The organism is Methylobacterium oryzihabitans, from assembly GCF_004004555.2.
Taxonomy (GTDB): domain Bacteria; phylum Pseudomonadota; class Alphaproteobacteria; order Rhizobiales; family Beijerinckiaceae; genus Methylobacterium; species Methylobacterium oryzihabitans.
The window spans coordinates 13,085-31,934 of sequence record NZ_SACP01000022.1; the positions used below are offsets into that span (position 1 = coordinate 13,085).

The window sequence follows — 18,850 nt, forward strand, 5'->3', positions numbered from 1 at the left end:
TCGTCTTCGCTCCAGTTGCCGGGACACGGCCGCGTCCGAACCGGCCGCCCTGACTCCGGGGCTCCCATGACGTCGTGCCGTACCGAGACTGCGCCGCTCCCCTCCGAGACCGAGCACGGAACGCCTCCGATGGAGTCCACCGACGCGCTGATGGCGCGCTTCCTCGCCCTGCATCCGCGCACGATCGACCTGTCGCTCGGGCGGATCGAGCGGCTGCTCGCGCGGCTCGACCATCCGGAGCGGCGGCTGCCGCCGGTGATCCACGTCGCCGGCACCAACGGCAAGGGCTCGACCATCGCGACGATGCGGGCGATCCTGGAGGCGGGGGGGCTCGCGGCCCACGTCTACACCTCGCCCCACCTCGTGCGTTTCCACGAGCGGATCCGGCTGGGCCGGGTCGGCGGCGGGCGCTTCGTCGCCGAGGACCGGCTGGCCGAGGCCTTCGCCCGCTGCGAGGCCGTCAATGCCGGCGACCCGATCACCGTGTTCGAGATCACCACCGCGGCGGCCTTCCTGCTCTTCGCCGAGCATCCCGCCGACGTGCTGCTGCTGGAGGTCGGCCTCGGCGGGCGGGTCGACGCCACCAACGTCATCGAGCGCCCGGCCGCGGCGGTGGTGACGCCGATCGGCCGCGACCACGCCGAGTATCTCGGCGACACCGTCGCGGCGGTGGCCGGCGAGAAGGCCGGCATCTTCCGCCGCGGCTGCCCGGCGGTGATCGCCCCGCAGGACTATCCCGACGCCGACCGGGTGCTGTGCGAGCGCGCCGAGGCGTCGGGCGCGAACCCGATCCTCGTCGGCAACCAGGATTTCTCGGCCCACGAGGAGCGCGGCCGCCTCGTCTACCAGGACGAGGACGGGCTGCTCGACCTGCCGCGGCCGCGCCTCGCCGGGCGCCACCAGATCGTCAACGCCGGCACCGCCATCGCGGCCCTGCGCGCGGCGGGCTTCGGCGACATCGGTCCCGAGGCGTTCGAGGCCGGGCTCGCGGCGATCGACTGGCCCGGCCGGCTCCAGCGCCTCGCCCGCGGCCGGCTGTCGCAACTCGTCCCGGCGGGGTCCGAGCTGTGGCTCGACGGCGGCCACAACGTCGATGGCGGCCGCATCCTCGCCGCCGCGATGGCCGACCTGCAGGAGCGCGGCGACGCGCCCCTGGTGCTGGTCGCCGGCCTGCTCGGGACCAAGGATGCCGAGGGCTTCCTGCGCAACTTCGTCGGCCTCGCCCGCGCCCTCGTGGCGGTGCCGATCGGCGGCCAGATGGCGGCGCGGCCGCCCGAGGAGGTCGCCGCCATCGCGACCGGCATCGGCCTGCGCGCCGAGACCGCGCCGAGCATCGAGGCGGCGCTGGCCGGCCTCGGCGACCGCAAGTGGGAGCGCCCGCCCCGGGTGCTGATCTGCGGTTCGCTCTACCTCGCCGGCGCGGTCCTCACCGCCAACGGCACGCCCCCGGCCTGAGCGGCGCGAAGCCGTGGGCGCGATTGTGTCGCCGCGTCCTCGGTGTGACCCCCGCGCTACATCCGGTAGCACCGGAATGGTCTAGCTTGCGAGTCGATGAGGGACTTTCTCGGGGGATCACTGATGAAAAAGCTTCTGACTTCGCTGGCAGCCTTCACGGCGCTGACCGCCGCCGCCTCGGCCGCCGACCTTCCGCGCCGCGTCGCCCCGCCGCCGGTGTTCACGCCGGTTCCGGTGTTCACCTGGACCGGCTTCTACGCCGGTTTCAACGCCGGCTACGGCTTCGCCACCGAGGACAACAACCGCGCCACCATCGTCGGCGTCGGTCCCGGCACCGGCCTCGTCGTCGCTCCGACCGTGATCGCCTTCCCGGGCCAGCGCTCGTCGGACGGCTTCGTCGGCGGTGGCCAGATCGGCTACAACTACCAGTTCACCCCGGGCTCCGGCATCGTCGTCGGTCTCGAGGCGGACGCCCAGTACGTCGATTTCGGCCGTGACCGGAACCGCTTCATCTCGACCGGCCCGCTGGCCGCCCAGCAGGTGTTCAACCCGGCCGGCATCTCGGGCCTGGACTTCTTCGGCACCGTGCGCGGCCGCCTCGGCTACGCCTGGGACCGCACCCTCATCTACGCCACCGGCGGTTTCGCCTACGGCTCGGGTGGCGGTCGCGACTTCGGCCTGCCGAACACCTCGGTCGACGACTTCAAGACCGGCTGGACCGTCGGCGGTGGTCTCGAATACGCCCTGCCCACCGACTCGTTCCTGAACTTCTTCAAGTCGTCGGCCGTGACGGTGAAGGTCGAAGGCCTGTACGTGAACCTGGATCGCGGCAACGGCCTCAACGGCGCGTTCGCGGTCAACAACGCCGGCGCGGTGATCAACCTCGCCAACCCGAACGTCGTCGTGGTCCAGACGGCTCAGACCCGCCGCGACATCGAGTTCGCGGTGGTCCGCGCCGGCCTGAACTACAAGTTCGGCACCTGGTAGGATCCGTCCGAACGAACCGTCCGGCGAGCCCGCTCGCCGGACGGTGCGTCCAGGAACCCGGCCGCGAAACCGGGTTTTTTTATTGAGGACCCGGCCGCGAGGCCGGGTTTTTTGTTGCCGCGGCGCCCGCCGGGGCGCCGCCGCCCTATCTGTCCGGCGCGGGACGGTCCGCGACGGGGGACGGGCATGCAGGAACGGGCGCAGACCGGGGAGGGGCCGACGCGCCCCGGCGACCGGACGGGGACGGGCGCGCGGCCGCTCCTGCTCGCCGGGATCGGGGTGGTCTGCTTCGTCGTCCTGCTCGCCCTGGTCTGGCACGCCTCCGACACGCTGCTGCTGATCTTCGCCGGCCTGCTGTTCGCAGTCTTCCTCGACGGACTGACCCATTACCTCGGCCGCGTCGTGCCGCTCGGCCACGGCGTCCGCCTCGCCATCGTGACCGTCCTCCTGTCGGCCCTGTTCCTCGGCCTCCTCGGCCTCGGCGGCGCGACGCTGTCGCAGCAGGCGGGCAGCCTCGGGCGCACCCTCCAGCAGCAGGCGGGCGAGGTCAGCACGTGGCTCAAGCAGCGCGGCATCGACCTGCCGCTGCCGCAATCGGACCGGGACGGCGGCAAATCCGACGGCGGCAAATCCGAAGGCGGCAAGTCGGGGGACGGGCGCACGTCCTCTCCGCTCGGCGGCGAGCTGCCGAGCCCCGGCAGCCTGCTGTCGGATGCCGGCAGCGTGCTCGGTCGCGCCTCGACCATCGTGTTCGGGGTGTTCGGCGCCATCGGCAACGTGTTCGTGGTGATCGTGCTGGGCGTGTTCGTCGCCGCCGATCCGAGGAGCTACCGCGACGGGCTGCTGCGCTTCGTCCCGCCGCGGCACCGCGCGCGGGCCGCCACCGTCGCCGACGACCTCGGCACGACCCTGCGCCACTGGCTGTTCGGCCAGCTCGTCATCATGGCGGCGATCTTCGTCTGCGTCTGGCTCGGCCTGTCGCTGCTCGGCCTCGACGGCGCGCTGATCCTCGGCCTCCAGGCCGGGCTCCTGTGCTTCATCCCGACGGTCGGGGCGCTCGTCGCCGGCCTCGTCATCGTGCTGGCGAGCCTCGCCTCGGGGCTCAAGGGCGTGATCGGCGCCGTCGCGGTCTACCTGCTGGTGCAGGCGCTGGAGAGCTACGTCCTCACCCCGTTCGTGCAGAAGAAGGCGATCGACATCCCGCCGGCCACGATCTTCGCCGGCCAGATCCTGCTCGGGGTGCTGTTCGGGCTGTGGGGCATCGCGCTGGCGCTGCCGATCATGGCGGTGGCCAAGGTGCTGCTCGACCGCCTCTACGTCGAGGACACCCTCGGGGAGAGCGCGGAGGCGTGAGCGTCATCCGCCCGGCGCGGCGTCCCCGGGGCGCCGCTCCAGGCTGAGCGCCAGCATGGTGAGATGCGCCTCGCGGTAGCGGGCCATGTCGAGGGGGTGGGCGTCGCCGAACAGGGTCTTCCAGGTGCAGGCCATCATCACCGGCGAGAAGATCAGGTGCGGGAACTCCTCCGCCGCCGTGGCGTGGAACTCGCCCCGGTCGATCCCGTAGCGCACCACCCGCCGGAGCGCCTCGACCGACGGGTTGATGACCTCGGCGTGCCAGCGCTCGGTCAGGGTCGGGAACCGCCCGCCCTCGGCGATCAGCATGCGCAGCATCTCGCGCCCCTGCGGATCCTCGACCATCCGGCCGTACACGAAGCCGAAATGCTCGCGCAGGATGTCCATCGCGCTGCCCCTCGGCGAGGCGGTGAGCGCCTCCATGTGCTCCAGCGTCGGGCGCATCCGCTCCTTGATGGTGGCCAGGAACAGCTCCTCCTTGTTGGGGAAATAGACGTAGATCGTCCCCTTGGTGATCCCGGCCCGGCTCGCCACGTCCTCGAGCCGCGTCGCCGCGAAGCCGGCGGCCGAGAATTCCTCGAACGCCGCATCCAGGATCTCGCCGGGCCGCGCCTCCTTGCGCCGGCGTCGGCGCTCCGCCGGGGCCACTTCCATCTCCCCTCCTTATTGACCAACCAGTCAGTCAATAGTACAGCGTCCGCATCGGGGGCAAGCGGCAGGCCCGCCCCCCGGTCGGAACACCGCCCGGCTCGCGCCGGGCCCAGGAACAGGAACGCGCGGCCGGACGGTCGTGGTTCCTGGAAGGAGCGGCCGCTCTCGCCCCCTCGCGGCCGCTCCTTCACGATCCAGCGCCGAGGCCGTGCGCCCGGAGGACGAGGACCACGATGCGACTGGGCGTTGCCCTGCCGGCGGCTCTGGCCGCCACGCTCGCCATGGCGGGCGCCGTGCCCGCCGCCGGCCCGGACCGGGCGGCGGAGGCTCCGGTGCGGGCGCCGTCCCGGCCGGGTCTGGCCGAGATCCGCACCGTCACGGCCCGGGTCAAGCCGGTCGCCGACACCGTCGTGCTCACCGGCGACGTGCAGGCGAAGTTCCTCAGCAACATCTCGTTCCGGGTGAGCGGCAAGATCGCCGAGCGCAAGGTCGAGGTCGGCGACCACGTCGCCGCCGACACCGTGATGGCCCGCCTCGAGCCGCAGGAGCAGAAGGTCAACCTCGACACCGCCCAGGCGGCCCTGGTCTCGGCCGAGGCGCAGCTCACCCAGGCCCGGCTGACCTTCGAACGCCAGAAGACGCTGATGCGCAGCGGCTATACCACCCGGAGCGCCTACGATCAGGCCGAGCAGACCCTGCGCACGACCCAGGCCGCGGTCGAGTCGGCCCAGGCGGCGCTCGGCACCGCCCGCGAGCAATTGTCCTACACCGACCTGACGCCCGGCGTCGCCGGCATCGTCACCGCCCGCAACGCCGAGGCCGGGCAGGTCGTGCAGGCCGGCCAGACGGTGTTCACCCTGGCCCAGGACGGGCCGCGCGACGCGGTGTTCACCGTCTCCGAGACGCTGCTCGCGGTGCCGCCCGAGAGCAAGCAGGTCGAGATCGTGCTCCAGTCGAACCCCGCGGTGCGCACCACCGGCACGGTGCGGGAGATCTCGCCGGCGATCGACCCCAACAGCGGCGGCGTGCGGGTGAAGATCGGTCTCGACCGCGTGCCGCCCGAGATGGGCCTCGGCGCCGTCGTGATCGGCCGCGGCCGCTTCCGCCCCCAGGACGCCGTGACCCTGCCGTGGAGCGCGCTGTTCCGCTGGCAGGACGGGCCGGCGGTGTGGGTGCTCGACCCGGCCACCCGCACGGTGCAGCCGCGGCCGGTCCGCATCGCCCGCTACGCCGGCTCGGCCCTCGTCCTCGCCGGGGGCGTCGAGGGCGGCGAGCAGGTGGTGAGCGCCGGCATCCAGCTCCTGCGCCCGGGCCAGGAAGTCGCCGTGGTGGGGGAGGGCGCCCTGTGAGGAACTCCTTCCGGAACGGGGTCGGCCTCGTGCTGCCCTTCCTCGCCCTCGCGGCCTGCCAGGAGCACGCCGAGGCGCCGCTGCCGCCGCGCCCGGTCCTGACCGCCACCGTGGCGCCCCGGACCACGGAGACGTTCGGGCCGTTCGCCGGCTCGATCGAGCCGCGCTACCAGACCCAGGCGGGGTTCCGCATCGCCGGCCGCATGGTCGCCCGCGACGTGTTCGTCGGCGACCTCGTCGCCAAGGGCACGCGGCTCGCGGCCCTCGACCCGGTGGTGCCGCAATTCGCCCTGACCCGGGCCCGGGCCGACGTCGCCGACGCCGAGGCCCAGCTCGCCAATGCCGGCGCCACCGAGTCGCGCCAGCGCACCCTGTTCGAGGGCGGCAACGTCACCCAGGCCCAGCTCGACACCGCGGTCGCCAACCGCGACACCGCCGCGGCCCGGCTGTCGCAGGCCAAGGCGGCGCTCCAGAAGGCCGAGGACGAGCTCGGCTACGCCACCCTGAAGGCCGATTTCGACGGCGTCGTCACCGCCTGGAGCGCCGAGGTCGGGCAGGTCGTCTCCGCCGGGCAGGCGGTGGTGACGGTCGCCCGCCCCGACATCCGCGAGGCGGTGGTCGACATTCCCGACGCGCTGATGGGCGACGTGAAGCCCGGGGTGACGTTCACCGTCACGCTCCAGGCGGCGCCCGCCATCACCGCGCAGGGGCGGGTGCGCGAGATCGGGCCGCTGGCCGACGCCGCCACCCGGACCCGGCGGGTGCGCATGACGCTCGTCGACCCGCCCGAGGCGTTCCGGCTCGGCACCACCGTCACGGTCGCGCTGGAGCGGCCGATCGCCCCGCAGGTCACCCTGCCGGCGACCGCCCTGCTGGAGCGCGACGGCCGGACCGGGGTCTGGGTCGTGACCGCCGCCGGGACGCCCGACGGCCGCGCCACGGTCGCGCTGCGCCCGGTGACGGTGATCGGCCGCGACGGCGCCAGCGTGACCCTCGCCGACGGACTCAAGGCCGGCGAGCGGGTCGCAGTCGCCGGCGCCCACAGCCTCGAGGACGGTCAGGCCGTCCGACTGCCCCCGTCCCCGCTCTGAACCGCGCCGCCATGCTCAAATCGTTCAACATCTCGGAGTGGGCGCTGTCGCACCGCTCCTTCGTCTGGTTCCTGATGGCGGTGTCGATCGTCGCCGGCGCCATGGCCTACCGCAACCTCGGCCGCGAGGAGGATCCGGCCTTCGCGATCAAGACCATGGTGGTGCAGGCGAACTGGCCCGGCGCCACCATCCAGGACACCCTCGATCAGGTCACCGACCGGATCGAGAAGGAACTGCAGCAGATCAACGCGGTCGACTACACCAAGAGCTACACCACGCCCGGTCAGGCGACGGTGTTCGTGCAGCTGCGCGAGACGACGCCGCCGAAGACGATCCCGTGGCTGTTCTACCAGGTGCGCAAGCGGCTCGGCGACATCAAGGGCACCTTCCCGTCCGGCATGCAGGGGCCGTTCTTCAACGACGAGTTCGGCGACGTGTTCGGCAACGTCTACGCCTTCACGGCGGACGGCCTGTCGATGCGCCAGTTGCGCGACTACGTCGAGCAGGTCCGCACCGGGATCATCAAGGTCCGCAACATCGGCAAGACCCAGATCCTCGGCGCGCAGAACGAGGTGATCTACCTCGACTTCTCGACCCGCAAGCTCGCCGGCCTCGGCATCGACGTGCAGTCGCTGATCCGCACGCTCCAGGCCCAGAACGCGGTGGCGCCGTCCGGGGTGATCCAGGCCGGGCCCGAGCGGGTCTCGGTGCGGGTCGGCGGCCAGTTCGCCGACGAGAACAGCCTCAAGGCGATCAACCTGCGCATCAACGACCGCTTCTTCCGGCTCTCGGACGTCGCCGAGATCCATCGCGGCTACACCGACCCGCCCGAATCGCTGTTCCGGTTCAACGGCCAGCCGGCGATCGGCCTCGCCATCGCCATGCAGGCGAGCGGCAACCTGCTGACCTTCGGCGAGGACCTCAAGGCGCGGATGCGGGTGGTCGAGGCCAACCTCCCGGTCGGCGTCCATATCCACCTCGTCTCCGACCAGCCGAGGATCGTCGAGGAGGCGGTCGGCGGCTTCACCAAGGCGCTGGTCGAGGCCGTCGTCATCGTGCTGGTGGTGTCGTTCCTCAGCCTCGGGGTGCGGGCCGGGCTGGTGGTGTCGTTCTCGATCCCGCTCGTGCTGGCGATCGTGTTCGTGGTCATGGACGTGATGGGCGTGACGCTCCAGCGCATCTCGCTCGGCGCCCTCATCATCGCGCTCGGGCTCCTCGTCGACGACGCGATGATCACCGTCGAGATGATGGTCGCCCGGCTCGAACTCGGCGACAGCCTGCACAAGGCCGCGACCTTCGCCTACACCTCGACCGCCTTTCCAATGCTCACCGGCACGCTGGTAACGGTGGCGGGCTTCCTGCCGATCGGCTTCAACGGCTCGGCGGCGGGCGAGTACACCTACTCGCTGTTCGTCGTCATCGCCGCCTCGCTGCTGGTGTCGTGGGTGGTGGCGGTGCTGTTCGCGCCGCTGATCGGCGTGAAGATCCTGCCGAAGACCATGAAGGGCCACCACGACAAACCGAGCCGCCTGCTCGCCGCCTTCCGGGCGATGCTGCTGCCGGCGATGCGGTTCCGCTGGCTCACCGTGGCGTTCTGCGTCGGGCTGCTCGGGCTCTCGATCGTCGGCATGGGCCACGTCCAGCAGCAGTTCTTCCCGTCCTCGGACCGCAACGAGGTGCTGGTCGACCTGACCCTGCCGCAGAACGCCAGCATCGGCGAGACCAAGGTGCAGATGGACCGCTTCGAGGCGGCGCTGAAGGGCGACCCCGACATCCGGCGCTGGAGTTCCTATGTCGGACAGGGCGCGATCCGGTTCTACCTGCCCCTCGACCAGCAGCTCGCCAACGCCTTCTTCGGCCAGATCGTGGTCGAGACGACGTCGCTGGAGGCGCGCGACCGCACGATGGCGCGGCTCAATGACCTCGCCCGGCGCGACTTCGTCGGCACCGACGTGTTCGTCCACCCCCTCGACCTCGGGCCCCCGGTCGGGCGGCCGATCCAGTACCGGATCAGCGGCCCCGACCTCCAGGTGGTGCGGGCCCAGGCGCTGAAGCTCGCCACCGTGGTCGCCGGCAACCCGAGCGTCGGCGTGCCGACCTTCGACTGGAACGAGCCCGGCAAGGTGCTGCGGGTCGAGATCCTGCAGGACAAGGCGCGCCAGCTCGGCGTGACGAGCCAGGACATCGCCGGCATCCTCAACGGCATCGTCGGCGGCACCTCGATCACCCAGGTCCGCGACGCGATCTACCTCGTCGACGTGGTCGGCCGCGCCCAGGCGGTCGAGCGCAACTCCGTCGACACGCTCCAGGCGCTCCAGGTCCCGCTCGCCAACGGCTCCACCGTGCCGCTGCTCGCCTTCGCACGCCTGCACTACGACCTCGAACAGCCGATCGTCTGGCGCCGCGACCGGATGCCGACGATCACCGTGCGGGCGGCGATCGCCGACGCGACCCAGCCGCCGACCATCGTGGCGGCGCTCGAACCGGCGATCGAGCGCTTCAAGGCCGAGCTGCCGCCGGGCTACGACCTCGCCACCGGCGGCGCGGTCGAGGAGAGCGCCAAGGGCCAGGGCCCGATCGCCGCGGTGGTGCCGGTGATGCTGCTCGTCATGCTGTTCTTCCTCATGGTGCAGCTCCAGAGCGTCCAGAAGACGATCCTCGTCGTCAGCGTCGCGCCACTCGGGCTGATCGGCGTCGTCGCGGCCCTGCTGCCGTCCGGCGCGCCGATGGGCTTCGTCGCCATCCTCGGCGTGTTGGCGCTCATCGGCATCATCATCCGCAACGCAGTGATCCTCGTCACCCAGATCGACGAGTACGAGGCCGAGGGCATGGCGCCGTGGGACGCGGTGGTGGAGGCGACCTGCCACCGGATGCGACCGATCCTGCTCACCGCCGCCGCGGCCAGCCTCGGCATGGTCCCGATCGCCCGCGAGGTGTTCTGGGGGCCGATGGCCTACGCGATGATCGGCGGCATCATCGCGGCGACCTTCCTGACCCTGTTCTTCCTGCCCGCCCTCTACGTCGGCTGGTACCGGATCAAGCCGCCGCCGCGGGGCGCCGGCGGCCGCGGCCATGGCGGCGACCCGGCGGGGTCGCCCGACGCGCGCAGCCGCGCCCACGCCGAGGCCCACGCCTGAGCGGGCCTCGGCTCATGGGAGCGGGGCTCAGTTTATAACCATTCTAAAAATAACCCTTGGCGGCCGATCCCGCCTGTGCCATGGGAAGCCATGCCGGTTTTCGCCGCGGCGAGGTCCGTCCGTGGCGCAGAAGGAGGGTCGACCATGAAGGGTGACACCAAGGTCATCGAATACCTGAACCGCGGCCTGCGCAGCGAGCTGACCGCGGTCAGCCAGTACTGGCTGCATTTCCGCATCCTGAACGACTGGGGCTACATCGACCTCGCCAAGTTCTGGCGCAAGGAGTCGATCGAGGAGATGAACCACGCCGACCGGTTCATCGACCGGATCCTGTTCCTCGACGGCTTCCCGAATCTCCAGGAGCTGGACCCGCTGCGGATCGGCCAGACCGTGCAGGAGATCATCGAGTGCGATCTCTCGGCCGAGGTCGACGCCCGCGCGCTCTACCTCGAAGCCGCGAAGTACTGCGACTCGATCAACGACCGCGTGACGAAGATCCTGTTCGAGGAGCTGGCCGCCGACGAGGAGGGCCACATCGACTTCCTCGAGACGCAGCTCGAGCTCATCAAGCAGATCGGCCTGCCGCTCTACTCCCAGCGCCACATCGGCGGGCTGGAGCCGATCGCCCCCGAGGCCGAGTAGTCGCGGGTCACGCGGCCGCGGCGGTCTGCTCCGCCGCGGCCGTCCCGAGCGGACAGGCCGCGCTGCAGGCGGTGGCGCAGGCGGCGTGGGTCTCGCTCGCCGAGCGCTGCAGGATGCCCCGGATCGTGCGGGCGCAGCGCCCGCATTTCGGGCTGCAGCCGAGGCAGGCATAGACCTGGGCGGGGGTTCGCGGACAGCCGGGGCCCGGGAGCAGGCACGCACGGACTTGTCCGTCGGACAGGACGTTGCAGGAGCAGACGATCATGCTGAGTGTCGCGCACCGCCTCCGGGAGCGGAAAACCAACCGTCCGGTTTGGTCGCCGGTTCCTTAGAACGATTGAAAACTATAGCACTTTCAGGACTTTAGCCGGCAGCCCGCGGTCGCGCAAGCCGCGGCCGCCACCATGGCGGCTTCGTGCCGCATGCGGGAATCGGCCCCGCACCGGCGCGAGTCCCGCTAAGCTCCGCGCGCCCGCGGGGTTGCGACGAGGAGCCCGGACGATGCCGCCACCGCCGTTGCGCGTCTTCCTGGCCCTGGGCCTCGGCGCGGCCGGCCTGCTCGCGACCCTGGTCCTCGCCCTCGTCGCGTCGCGCGCGGCGAGCGAGCGGCTGGAAGCCCGGATCGAGGGCGAACTCGGCGATTTCGCGCGCCAGATGGCGCACCAGCTCGACCGGTCGATGTTCGAGCGCTGGCGCGACATGCGCATCCTGGCCGAGAACGACACCATCCGCGACCCGGCCGCCGACCTGTCGCACAAGCGCCGGGTCCTGCGCCGGGCCCAGGAGACCTATCCGGACTACGCGATCCTCGGCCTGATCTCGCCGGAGGGACGGGTGCTCGTCACCAGCAGCGGGGTCCTCGAAGGGCTGGACGTGTCCCACCGCGACTACGTCGTGCGCGGCCGCGAGGGGCCGGTGGCGATCGACGTCCACGACGCCCGACTGCTCGCCACCCTCCAGCCCGACCGCGACTCGTCCGACCCGCCGCGGGTGCTCGACCTCGCGGCGCCGGTGCACGCGGCGGAGGGCGGGCTGGCGGGTATCGTCGTGGCGCATCTCGACTGGGCCTGGGCCCGGGACGTGGAATCCGGCTTCCGGCGCGAGACCACCCGCGACCGGCCCGGCATCGACGTGATGGTGCTGGCCCGCGACGGCACCGTGCTGCTCGGGCCGCCCGACCTGAAGGGCACGGTGCCGGGCGCGGCGGAGCCGCCCGGCGAGGCGGCCCGGCGGGCGGGCGCCGCCACCGAACGCTGGCCGGACGGCAACACCTACCTCGTCGGCCTGCACCCGACCCGCGGCTACCGCGACTATCCGGGCCTGGGCTGGTCGGTGATGGTGCGCCAGGACGCCGAGCGGGCCTTCGCGCCGGTCACCGCCCTGCGCCGGCAGATCCTGCTGTGGGGCGTCGCGGTCGCGGCGGTGTCCGGCCTGATCGGCTGGTACGCCGCCGGTCTCCTCGCCCGCCCCCTGCGCCGCCTCGCGGTGGCGGCGGCCGCCCTCGCGCAGGGCGGGCGGGTCCGGCCGCCGGAGACCGCGGTGCGGGAGACGCAGGCGATCGGGCAGGCGCTCGCCGCCGCCGCCGACAGCCTCGGCCGGCAGGCCGAGGAGCGCCGGCAGGCCGACGAGCGCCAGCAGCTCCTCATCCACGAGCTGAACCACCGGGTGAAGAACACGCTCGCCACCGTGCAGTCGATGGCCCGCCAGACCGCCCGCGGCGCCGGCTCCCTCGACGCCTTCATCGCCTCGTTCGAGGCCCGGCTGCTGGCGATGTCGCAGACCCACAACGTGCTCACGGCCAACCATTGGCAGAGCGTCGGCCTCGCCGCCCTGCTGGCGGCGGAGCTGGAGCCCTATGCCGGGACCGTGCCCGAGCGGGTGGTGCTGGAGGGCGAGGCGGTGGCGCTGCCGCCCGCCGTCGCGGTGCCGCTCGGCATGGTCGCGCACGAACTCGCCACCAACGCCGCCAAGTACGGCGCCCTCTCGGTGCCCGAGGGGCGGGTCGCCGTGCGCTGGGGGGTGGAGGACGGGAGGCTCGCCCTGCGCTGGAGCGAGACCGGCGGCCCGCCGGTGGCGCCGCCGGCCCGCGCCGGCTTCGGCACGCGGCTGATCCGCGCCAGCATCGAGCGCGAACTCGCCGGCACCGCCGCGCTCGACTACGCGCCGGGCGGGTTCGTCTGCACGGTGACGGTGCCGCTCGCGCCGCGGGAGGTGCCGATCGAGCCCGTCGCGCAGGCGCAGGACGCGGCGTGAGCGCGCGAGGTCACCCTCGCTGCCCGTAGGGATAGCACCGGCCGCGGTCGAGCCGCAGGCCGACATGCCGGCCGAGGGCCGCGATCGCCTCGGCGTGGTCGGCGTAGGGGTCGCGGTTGCCCGGGCCGACGATCACCGGGCACAGGGTGCCGCCGTCCCCGCCCGGCAGCATCGCGGTCGCGAGGCCGGTGCCGTCCGGCCCGCGCAGGGTGAAGAAGACCGGCATGGTGCGGCGCAGATGCGCCTTCTTGCCGATCTCCTGCTCGATCCACGGCCCGCCGGCCGGCGGGACGTAGCTCGCGGCGGCGCGCTCCTGCGCCTGCCGGTAGTGCTTCTCGACGGCGTGGCCCATCAGGGCCGATTCGCGCATCGCCTCGGCCTCGGTCTCGATCCGGAACCAGGTCGTGCCGTCGGGGGCGTCGCAGACGTATTCCATGGCCAGCCCTTCCCGGGGGGATCCGCCGGCGCGGCGGGTCGACCCGATAGGTAGGGAGCCGTTGGCGTCCATCCCAGTGATACGAAATCCGGAAGATCGCTTTCGGAATTCGTATCACCAGCCCGCGCGGCGCTTGAGCGAAGCCGGTTTCCGCATCGCGAAAGCGATCCCGCAGGGATCGCCGAGCGATCAATCGGAAACCGTATCACGTCACCACGAAGCCGTGGGCGAACGGGTCGCGGTCGTCGATGAAGATCGTGTTGAGGCCGGTCGTCCGGGCCCAGCCGCCGATCGACGGCACGATGGCGGGGCGGTCGCCGACCCGCGTCTCGGCCTCGACCCGGCCGCGGAACAGCGAGCCGATGATGCTCTCGTGGACGAAGTCGTCGCCGACCGTCAGCCGCCCGGTCGCGGCGAGCTGGGCCATGCGGGCCGAGGTGCCGGTGCCGCAGGGCGAGCGGTCGATCGCCTTCTCGCCGTAGAACACCGCGTTGCGGGCATGGGCCTCCTCCTCGGTCGGGGCGCCGGTCCACAGGATGTGGCTGATGCCGCGGATCGCCGGGTTCTCGGGATGCACCGCCTCGTGGCGCTCGTTGAGGGCGCGGCGCAGGCAGCGGCTCAGCCGCACGAGGTCGCCGGCGGTGTGGTCGGCCATGTCGCGAAAGCCGGCCTGCGGCTCGACGATGGCGTAGAAATTCCCCCCGTACGCGATGTCGACCGTGAGCTCGCCGAGCCCGGCGCAGGGCGCCGTCAGCCCCTGCGCGAACAGGAAGGACGGCACGTTGGTGATCCGCACCTCCTCGACGTGGCCGCCCTCCTGGCGGTAGGTCGCGGTGACGAGGCCGGCCGGGGTGTCGAGGCGCAGCGTTCCCGGGGTCCTCGGCGTCACCAGCCCGTGCTCGATCGCCATGGTCACGGTGCCGATGGTGCCGTGGCCGCACATCGGCAGGCAGCCCGAGGTCTCGATGAACAGGATCGCGACGTCGCAATCGGGCCGGGTCGGCGGATAGAGGATCGAGCCCGACATCATGTCGTGGCCGCGGGGCTCGAACATCAGCCCGGTGCGGATCCAGTCGTACTCGGCCAGGAAATGCGCCCGCTTCTCGATCATCGTGGCGCCGGAGAGCACCGGGCCGCCGCCGGCGACCAGCCGCACCGGATTGCCGCAGGTATGGCCGTCGATGCAGAAGAAGCTGTGGCGCGCCATGGCGGTGTCTCCGGGTCAGAAGCGGTCGGGCCGGAACGGCGCCAGCGGCAGGGCGGGGGCGCGCCGGGCGATCAGGTCGGCGACGAGGCGGCCGGTGGCGGCGCTCTGGGTCAGGCCGAGATGGCCGTGGCCGAAGGCGTAGACCACCCGCCCGCTCGCCCGCGAGGGGCCGATCACCGGCAGGCTGTCGGGCAGCGAGGGCCGGAAGCCCATCCAGCGCCGGCCGCCCTCGACCCGCAGCCCCGGCAGGAACGCGGCGGCCTTCCTCAGCATCGCGTCGGCGCGGGCGTAGTTCGGCGGCAGGCCGAGCCCGCCGAGCTCGACCGCGCCGCCGACCCGCAGCCCGGTGGCGAGCGGCGTCACCACGAAGCCGTGGCCGCCGAAGGTGAGCTGGCGGCGCAGGTCGAAGGCGTCCGGGGCCAGGGTGGTGTTGTAGCCGCGCTCGGTCTCGAGCGGGATCCGGTCGCCGAGCCCCCGTGCCAGGGCCCGCGACCACGCGCCCGCCGCCAGCACGACGGCGTCGGCGTGCAGGCTCCGCCCGTCGCCGAGGGCGATCCGCACGCCCTCCCCGGCGGGAGTCAGGCCGACGACCTCCGCCCGCTCGACGCGGCCGCCCCCGGCCCGCACCGCGTCGTGCAGCGCCAGGGCGAACCGGTGCGGGTCGGCGACGGTGATCCAACCCGGCGTGAAGGTGCCGGCGACGAAGCGCGGCGACAGCCCGGGCTGCAACGCGGCCATCCGGGCGCCGCGGACGTGCTCGAAGGCGATGCCCTCGCGCTCGCGCGCCGCCCAGCCGGGGAGCGCGGCCCGCACCTGCGCCTCGCTCTCGTAGAGTTCGAGGTTGCCGTCCCGGCGCAGGTGAGCGCCGAGATCCGCGCCCGCCACCATCCGCTCCATCGCGGCGGCGGCGAGCCGCATCAGGCCGGCCTGCACGGTGAGGGAGCGGGCGTAGCGGTCGGGCAGGCTGGCGCGCCAGAACCGCAGCAGCCACGGCGCGATCCGCGGCAGGTAGGCCGGCGGGATCGCCAGCGGCCCGAGGGGATCGAGCACCCAGCCCGGCGCCCGGCGCAGGATGCCCGGCGAGGCCAGCGGCAGCACGTCGGAGAACGCGAAGGCGCCGGCATTGCCGAAGCTCGCCCCCTCGGCGATGCCGCCGCGCTCGATCAGGCGGACGGACATCCCTTCCGCCTGGAGGTGGAAGGCGCAGGCGAGGCCGACGATGCCCGCCCCGACGACCGCGACTTCCATGGCGTGTCTCCGCTTACGCGGCCAGCTTCAGGGCCGGGCGGCGCTCCAGGGCGCGGCGCACGATCGCCTCGACCTCGGCCCGGCGGGCGCCGGCCAGCGGGCGGCGCGGGGCCCGGACGTGCTCGGTCGATCCGATGGCCAGCGCCTCCGCGAGCTTGATGTTCTGGACCAGGAAGGTCGAGACGTCGAGGTCGAGCAGCGGCCGGAACCAGCGGTAGATCTCCAGCGCCTCGGCGGCGCGGCCCTGCTTGAGCAGGCGGTGGATCGCCACCGTCTCGGCCGGGAAGGCGACGACGAGGCCGGCGACCCAGCCGACCGCGCCGACGCTCAGCGCCTCGAAGGCGAGGTTGTCGACGCCGGTCAGCACCGCGTAGCGGTCGCCGAGATGGTTGATGATCTCGGTGGTGCGGCGGATGTCGTCGGAGGATTCCTTGATCGCGACGAAGCGCGCGTCGGAGGCGAGTTCCTCCATGATGCGCGGCGTCACGTCGACCCGGTAGGCGACGCGGTTGGAGTAGATCATCACCGGCAGGTCGCCGGCGGCGGCCACCGCCCGCAGGGTCGCGACGGTCTCGGCCTCGTCGGTGTGGTAGATCGGGCTCGGCACCACCATCAGGCCCGAGGCCCCGGCCTTGGCGGCCTTGGCGGCGAGCGCGCAGGCCTCGCGGGTGCCGGCCTCCGAGACCGTCATCAGCACCGGCTTGCCCTTGGCCGCCGATTGCGCGGTCTTGAGCACCGCCAGCCGCTCGTCCTGCGACAGCATCGGGCCCTCGCCCAGCGAGCCGCAGACGATGAGACCGTCGCAGCCGGCCTCCATCTGGAGCGCGAAGCAGCGCTCCATCTCGGCGTGGTCGAGTTCGCCGTCGGGGGTGAACTTGGTCGTGACGGCCGGAATGACACCGTTCCACATGGTCTTTGATCCTCGAAAGGGAGTGGCCGAAGGAAGAGAGGGGCGCCGCGCGCATCGGCCCTGCGCGGCGGCGGAAACGCTCAGGCGACCTTGGCGACCACCGGCGGCTCGCGGGCCGGCAGCGGGCGCGCCCGCTCGGCCCGGCGGCGGCGCCAGTGCAGGAACTCGCCGACGAGGCCGCGGCGGAAGAACGACACGCAGACGATGAAGATCAGCCCGATCACCACCGTCACGAGGTCGCCGATCGTCGCGAGGTAGTTCTGCAACCCGACCACCAGGGCGGCGCCGACCAGCGGCCCGAGCAGGGTGCCGACGCCGCCGAGCAGCGTCATCAGCACCACCTCGGTCGAGGTGTGCAGCGAGACGTCGTTGAGCGAGACGAGCCCGAACACCAGCGCCTTGAGCGCGCCGGCATAGCCCGCCACCGCCGCCGACAGCACGAAGGCGAGGAGCTGGAAGCGGCCGGCATCGTAGCCGAGCGAGGTCGCCCGTGCCTCGTTGTCGCGGACCGCCTGGAGGATCTGGCCGAACGGCGAGTGCACGACCCGCTCGACGAACAGGAAGCCGGCGCAGAACAGCGCCAGGGCGACGTAGTACATCACCGTGTCGGAGGCGAGGTCGAGGCCGAGCAGCGAGCCGCGCGGGATGCCCTGGAGCCCGTCCTCGCCGCCGGTCCAGCGGAACTGCACCGCCAGGAAGTAGACGATCTGCGACAGCGCCAGCGTGATCATCGCGAAGTAGATGCCGCGGCGCCGGATCGCGAGGCCGCCGATGGCGAAGCCGACCAGCGCCGCCGCCGCGACGCCGGCCGCGAAGGCCGCCGGCACCCCGAGGGGATGGGCGCCGAACCGGATCATCAGCGCCCCGGTGACGTAGCCGGCGGTACCCAGGAAGGCGGCGTGGGCGAAGGAGACCAGCCCGGTGAAGCCGAGCAGCAGGTTGAAGGCGCAGGCGAACAGCCCGTAGCACATCACCTTCATGACGAAGATCGGGTAGATCAGCCCCGGCACGAACGGCACCACCAGGGCGGCGAGGACCAGCGCGGCGAAGATCTTCTGGGTCGAGGTCATCGGGTGCCTCACGCTTCGCGTCCGAACAGGCCCGCGGGGCGCACCAGCAGGGCGAGCGCCATGATGACGAACACCACGACGGTGGACGCCTCCGGGTAGACCACCTTGGTCAGGCCCTCGATCAGCCCGAGGCCGAGCCCGGTCACCATCGCGCCGAGGATCGAGCCGAGGCCGCCGATCACCACCACGGCGAACACGATGTTGAGCAGGCTGCCGCCCATCAGCGGCGTCACCTGCATGATCGGGGCGGCCAGCACCCCGGCGATGCCGGCGAGCGCCACCCCGAAGCCGTAGGTCAGGGTGATCATCACCGGCACGTTGATGCCGAAGGCCTGGAGCAGGCGCGGGTTCTCGGTGCCGGCGCGGAGATAGGCGCCGAGCTTGGTGCGCTCGAACAGGTACCAGGTGGCGAAGCAGATCAGCAGCGAGGCGACGACCACGAAGACGCGGTACTTCGGCAGCAGCATGAAGCCGACATCGACCGGGCCCTGGAGGATCTCCGGCGGCTCGTAGCCCTGGCCCGACACGCCGAAGAAATACCGGAACCCGCCCTCCATCACGAGGGCGACGCCGAAGGTGAGCAGCAGGCCGTAGAGGTGGTCGAGATGGTAGAGCCGGCGCAGCAGGGTGCGCTCGATCGCCATGCCGAACACCGCGACGAGGGCCGGCGCCAGCACCAGGGCGAGCCAGAAATTGACCTGGAGGTCGGGCTGGCCGAGCCAGGGGCCGACCTGGGTCAGCCCGATCCAGGCCAGGAACGCCGCCATCATGAACTGCGCCCCGTGGGTGAAGTTGATGATGTTCAGGAGCCCGAAGATGATCGCGAGGCCCATGCTGAGCATCGCGTAGAAGCAGCCGCCGATGAGCCCGACGGTGAGCTGGGCCATGAAGGCCTGGAGGGTGATGTCGGACATGGGGACCGGCGGGTGGGAGGATCGGGTTGTCCCTCCCCCCTCTGCGGGGGAGGGTGGCCCGGCCGGCAGGCCGGGTCGGGAGAGGGGAGCGCGACGGCTCAGAACGTGGCGCCCTTCATCAAGGCTCAGCCCCTTCCGGAAGCGGCG

At 72.3% G+C, this 18,850-nt stretch carries 16 protein-coding genes; 8 read left to right on the forward strand and 8 right to left on the reverse strand.

The features are described 5' to 3' along the window. The first annotated feature begins 129 nt into the window (after positions 1-129). The 3 genes from EOE48_RS19810 (at position 130) to EOE48_RS19820 (ending at position 3,795) form a co-directional block, all read left to right on the forward strand. Positions 130-1,455, forward strand: coding sequence for a bifunctional folylpolyglutamate synthase/dihydrofolate synthase (locus EOE48_RS19810; protein WP_127732356.1), 1,326 nt, complete (start codon positions 130-132; stop codon positions 1,453-1,455). Between the two features lie 123 nt (positions 1,456-1,578). Next, on the forward strand, positions 1,579-2,442 hold the full coding sequence (locus EOE48_RS19815) for an outer membrane protein (RefSeq protein WP_127732358.1): 864 nt from the start codon (positions 1,579-1,581) through the stop codon (positions 2,440-2,442). Between the two features lie 186 nt (positions 2,443-2,628). After that, positions 2,629-3,795: an AI-2E family transporter gene (locus tag EOE48_RS19820; RefSeq protein WP_127732360.1), complete on the forward strand. Its 1,167-nt coding sequence runs from the start codon at positions 2,629-2,631 to the stop codon at positions 3,793-3,795. Between the two features lie 3 nt (positions 3,796-3,798). Here the strand turns inward: EOE48_RS19820 and EOE48_RS19825 are convergent, their stop codons facing one another. Further along, positions 3,799-4,449: a TetR/AcrR family transcriptional regulator gene (locus tag EOE48_RS19825; protein WP_127732362.1), complete on the reverse strand. Its 651-nt coding sequence runs from the start codon at positions 4,447-4,449 to the stop codon at positions 3,799-3,801. Positions 4,450-4,679: 230 nt separating this feature from the next. Between EOE48_RS19825 and EOE48_RS19830 the strand changes: the two genes are divergently transcribed. The 4 genes from EOE48_RS19830 to bfr all read left to right on the forward strand — a co-directional run bounded on the left by EOE48_RS19830 (position 4,680) and on the right by bfr (position 10,665). Beyond that, the gene (locus EOE48_RS19830) at positions 4,680-5,795 is read left to right on the forward strand and encodes an efflux RND transporter periplasmic adaptor subunit (RefSeq protein ID WP_187371487.1); all 1,116 of its coding nucleotides are present in this window, start codon (positions 4,680-4,682) and stop codon (positions 5,793-5,795) included. Beyond that, on the forward strand, positions 5,792-6,886 hold the full coding sequence (locus tag EOE48_RS19835; RefSeq protein ID WP_127732364.1) for an efflux RND transporter periplasmic adaptor subunit: 1,095 nt from the start codon (positions 5,792-5,794) through the stop codon (positions 6,884-6,886). Before EOE48_RS19830 ends, EOE48_RS19835 begins: the two co-directional genes overlap by 4 nt. 11 nt (positions 6,887-6,897) lie before the next feature. Continuing rightward, positions 6,898-10,023, forward strand: coding sequence for an efflux RND transporter permease subunit (locus EOE48_RS19840; RefSeq protein WP_127732366.1), 3,126 nt, complete (start codon positions 6,898-6,900; stop codon positions 10,021-10,023). 144 nt (positions 10,024-10,167) lie between these two features. Further along, a complete protein-coding gene (gene bfr, locus EOE48_RS19845) occupies positions 10,168-10,665 on the forward strand; it encodes a bacterioferritin (protein WP_127732368.1) in 498 nt (165 codons plus the stop codon). Positions 10,666-10,672: 7 nt separating this feature from the next. On the opposite strand, the gene EOE48_RS19850 is transcribed toward bfr, so the two are convergent. After that, on the reverse strand, positions 10,673-10,930 hold the full coding sequence (locus EOE48_RS19850) for a (2Fe-2S)-binding protein (protein ID WP_127732370.1): 258 nt from the start codon (positions 10,928-10,930) through the stop codon (positions 10,673-10,675). Between the two features lie 236 nt (positions 10,931-11,166). On the opposite strand from EOE48_RS19850, the gene EOE48_RS19855 reads away from it, so the two are divergent. Beyond that, positions 11,167-12,918, forward strand: a complete 1,752-nt coding sequence (locus EOE48_RS19855; protein WP_127732372.1) for a sensor histidine kinase — start codon at positions 11,167-11,169, stop codon at positions 12,916-12,918. Between the two features lie 10 nt (positions 12,919-12,928). Here EOE48_RS19855 and EOE48_RS19860 read toward each other — a convergent pair whose 3' ends face one another. The 6 genes from EOE48_RS19860 to EOE48_RS19885 form a co-directional block, all read right to left on the reverse strand. Further along, positions 12,929-13,354, reverse strand: coding sequence for a hypothetical protein (locus tag EOE48_RS19860; RefSeq protein ID WP_127732374.1), 426 nt, complete (start codon positions 13,352-13,354; stop codon positions 12,929-12,931). A 205-nt stretch (positions 13,355-13,559) separates the two neighbouring features. Beyond that, a complete protein-coding gene (locus EOE48_RS19865) occupies positions 13,560-14,561 on the reverse strand; it encodes a 4-hydroxyproline epimerase (protein ID WP_127732376.1) in 1,002 nt (333 codons plus the stop codon). A 15-nt stretch (positions 14,562-14,576) separates the two neighbouring features. Next, positions 14,577-15,809: an NAD(P)/FAD-dependent oxidoreductase gene (locus EOE48_RS19870; protein WP_127732378.1), complete on the reverse strand. Its 1,233-nt coding sequence runs from the start codon at positions 15,807-15,809 to the stop codon at positions 14,577-14,579. A gap of 13 nt (positions 15,810-15,822) precedes the next feature. Then, positions 15,823-16,719 carry a dihydrodipicolinate synthase family protein gene (locus EOE48_RS19875; RefSeq protein ID WP_127732380.1) on the reverse strand — a complete coding sequence of 299 codons (897 nt, stop codon included), beginning with the start codon at positions 16,717-16,719 and terminating at the stop codon, positions 15,823-15,825. An 80-nt stretch (positions 16,720-16,799) separates the two neighbouring features. Further along, a complete protein-coding gene (locus EOE48_RS19880; RefSeq protein WP_127732382.1) occupies positions 16,800-17,789 on the reverse strand; it encodes a branched-chain amino acid ABC transporter permease in 990 nt (329 codons plus the stop codon). Positions 17,790-17,797: 8 nt separating this feature from the next. Then, positions 17,798-18,703: a branched-chain amino acid ABC transporter permease gene (locus EOE48_RS19885; protein WP_127732384.1), complete on the reverse strand. Its 906-nt coding sequence runs from the start codon at positions 18,701-18,703 to the stop codon at positions 17,798-17,800. Positions 18,704-18,850: the final 147 nt, after the last annotated feature.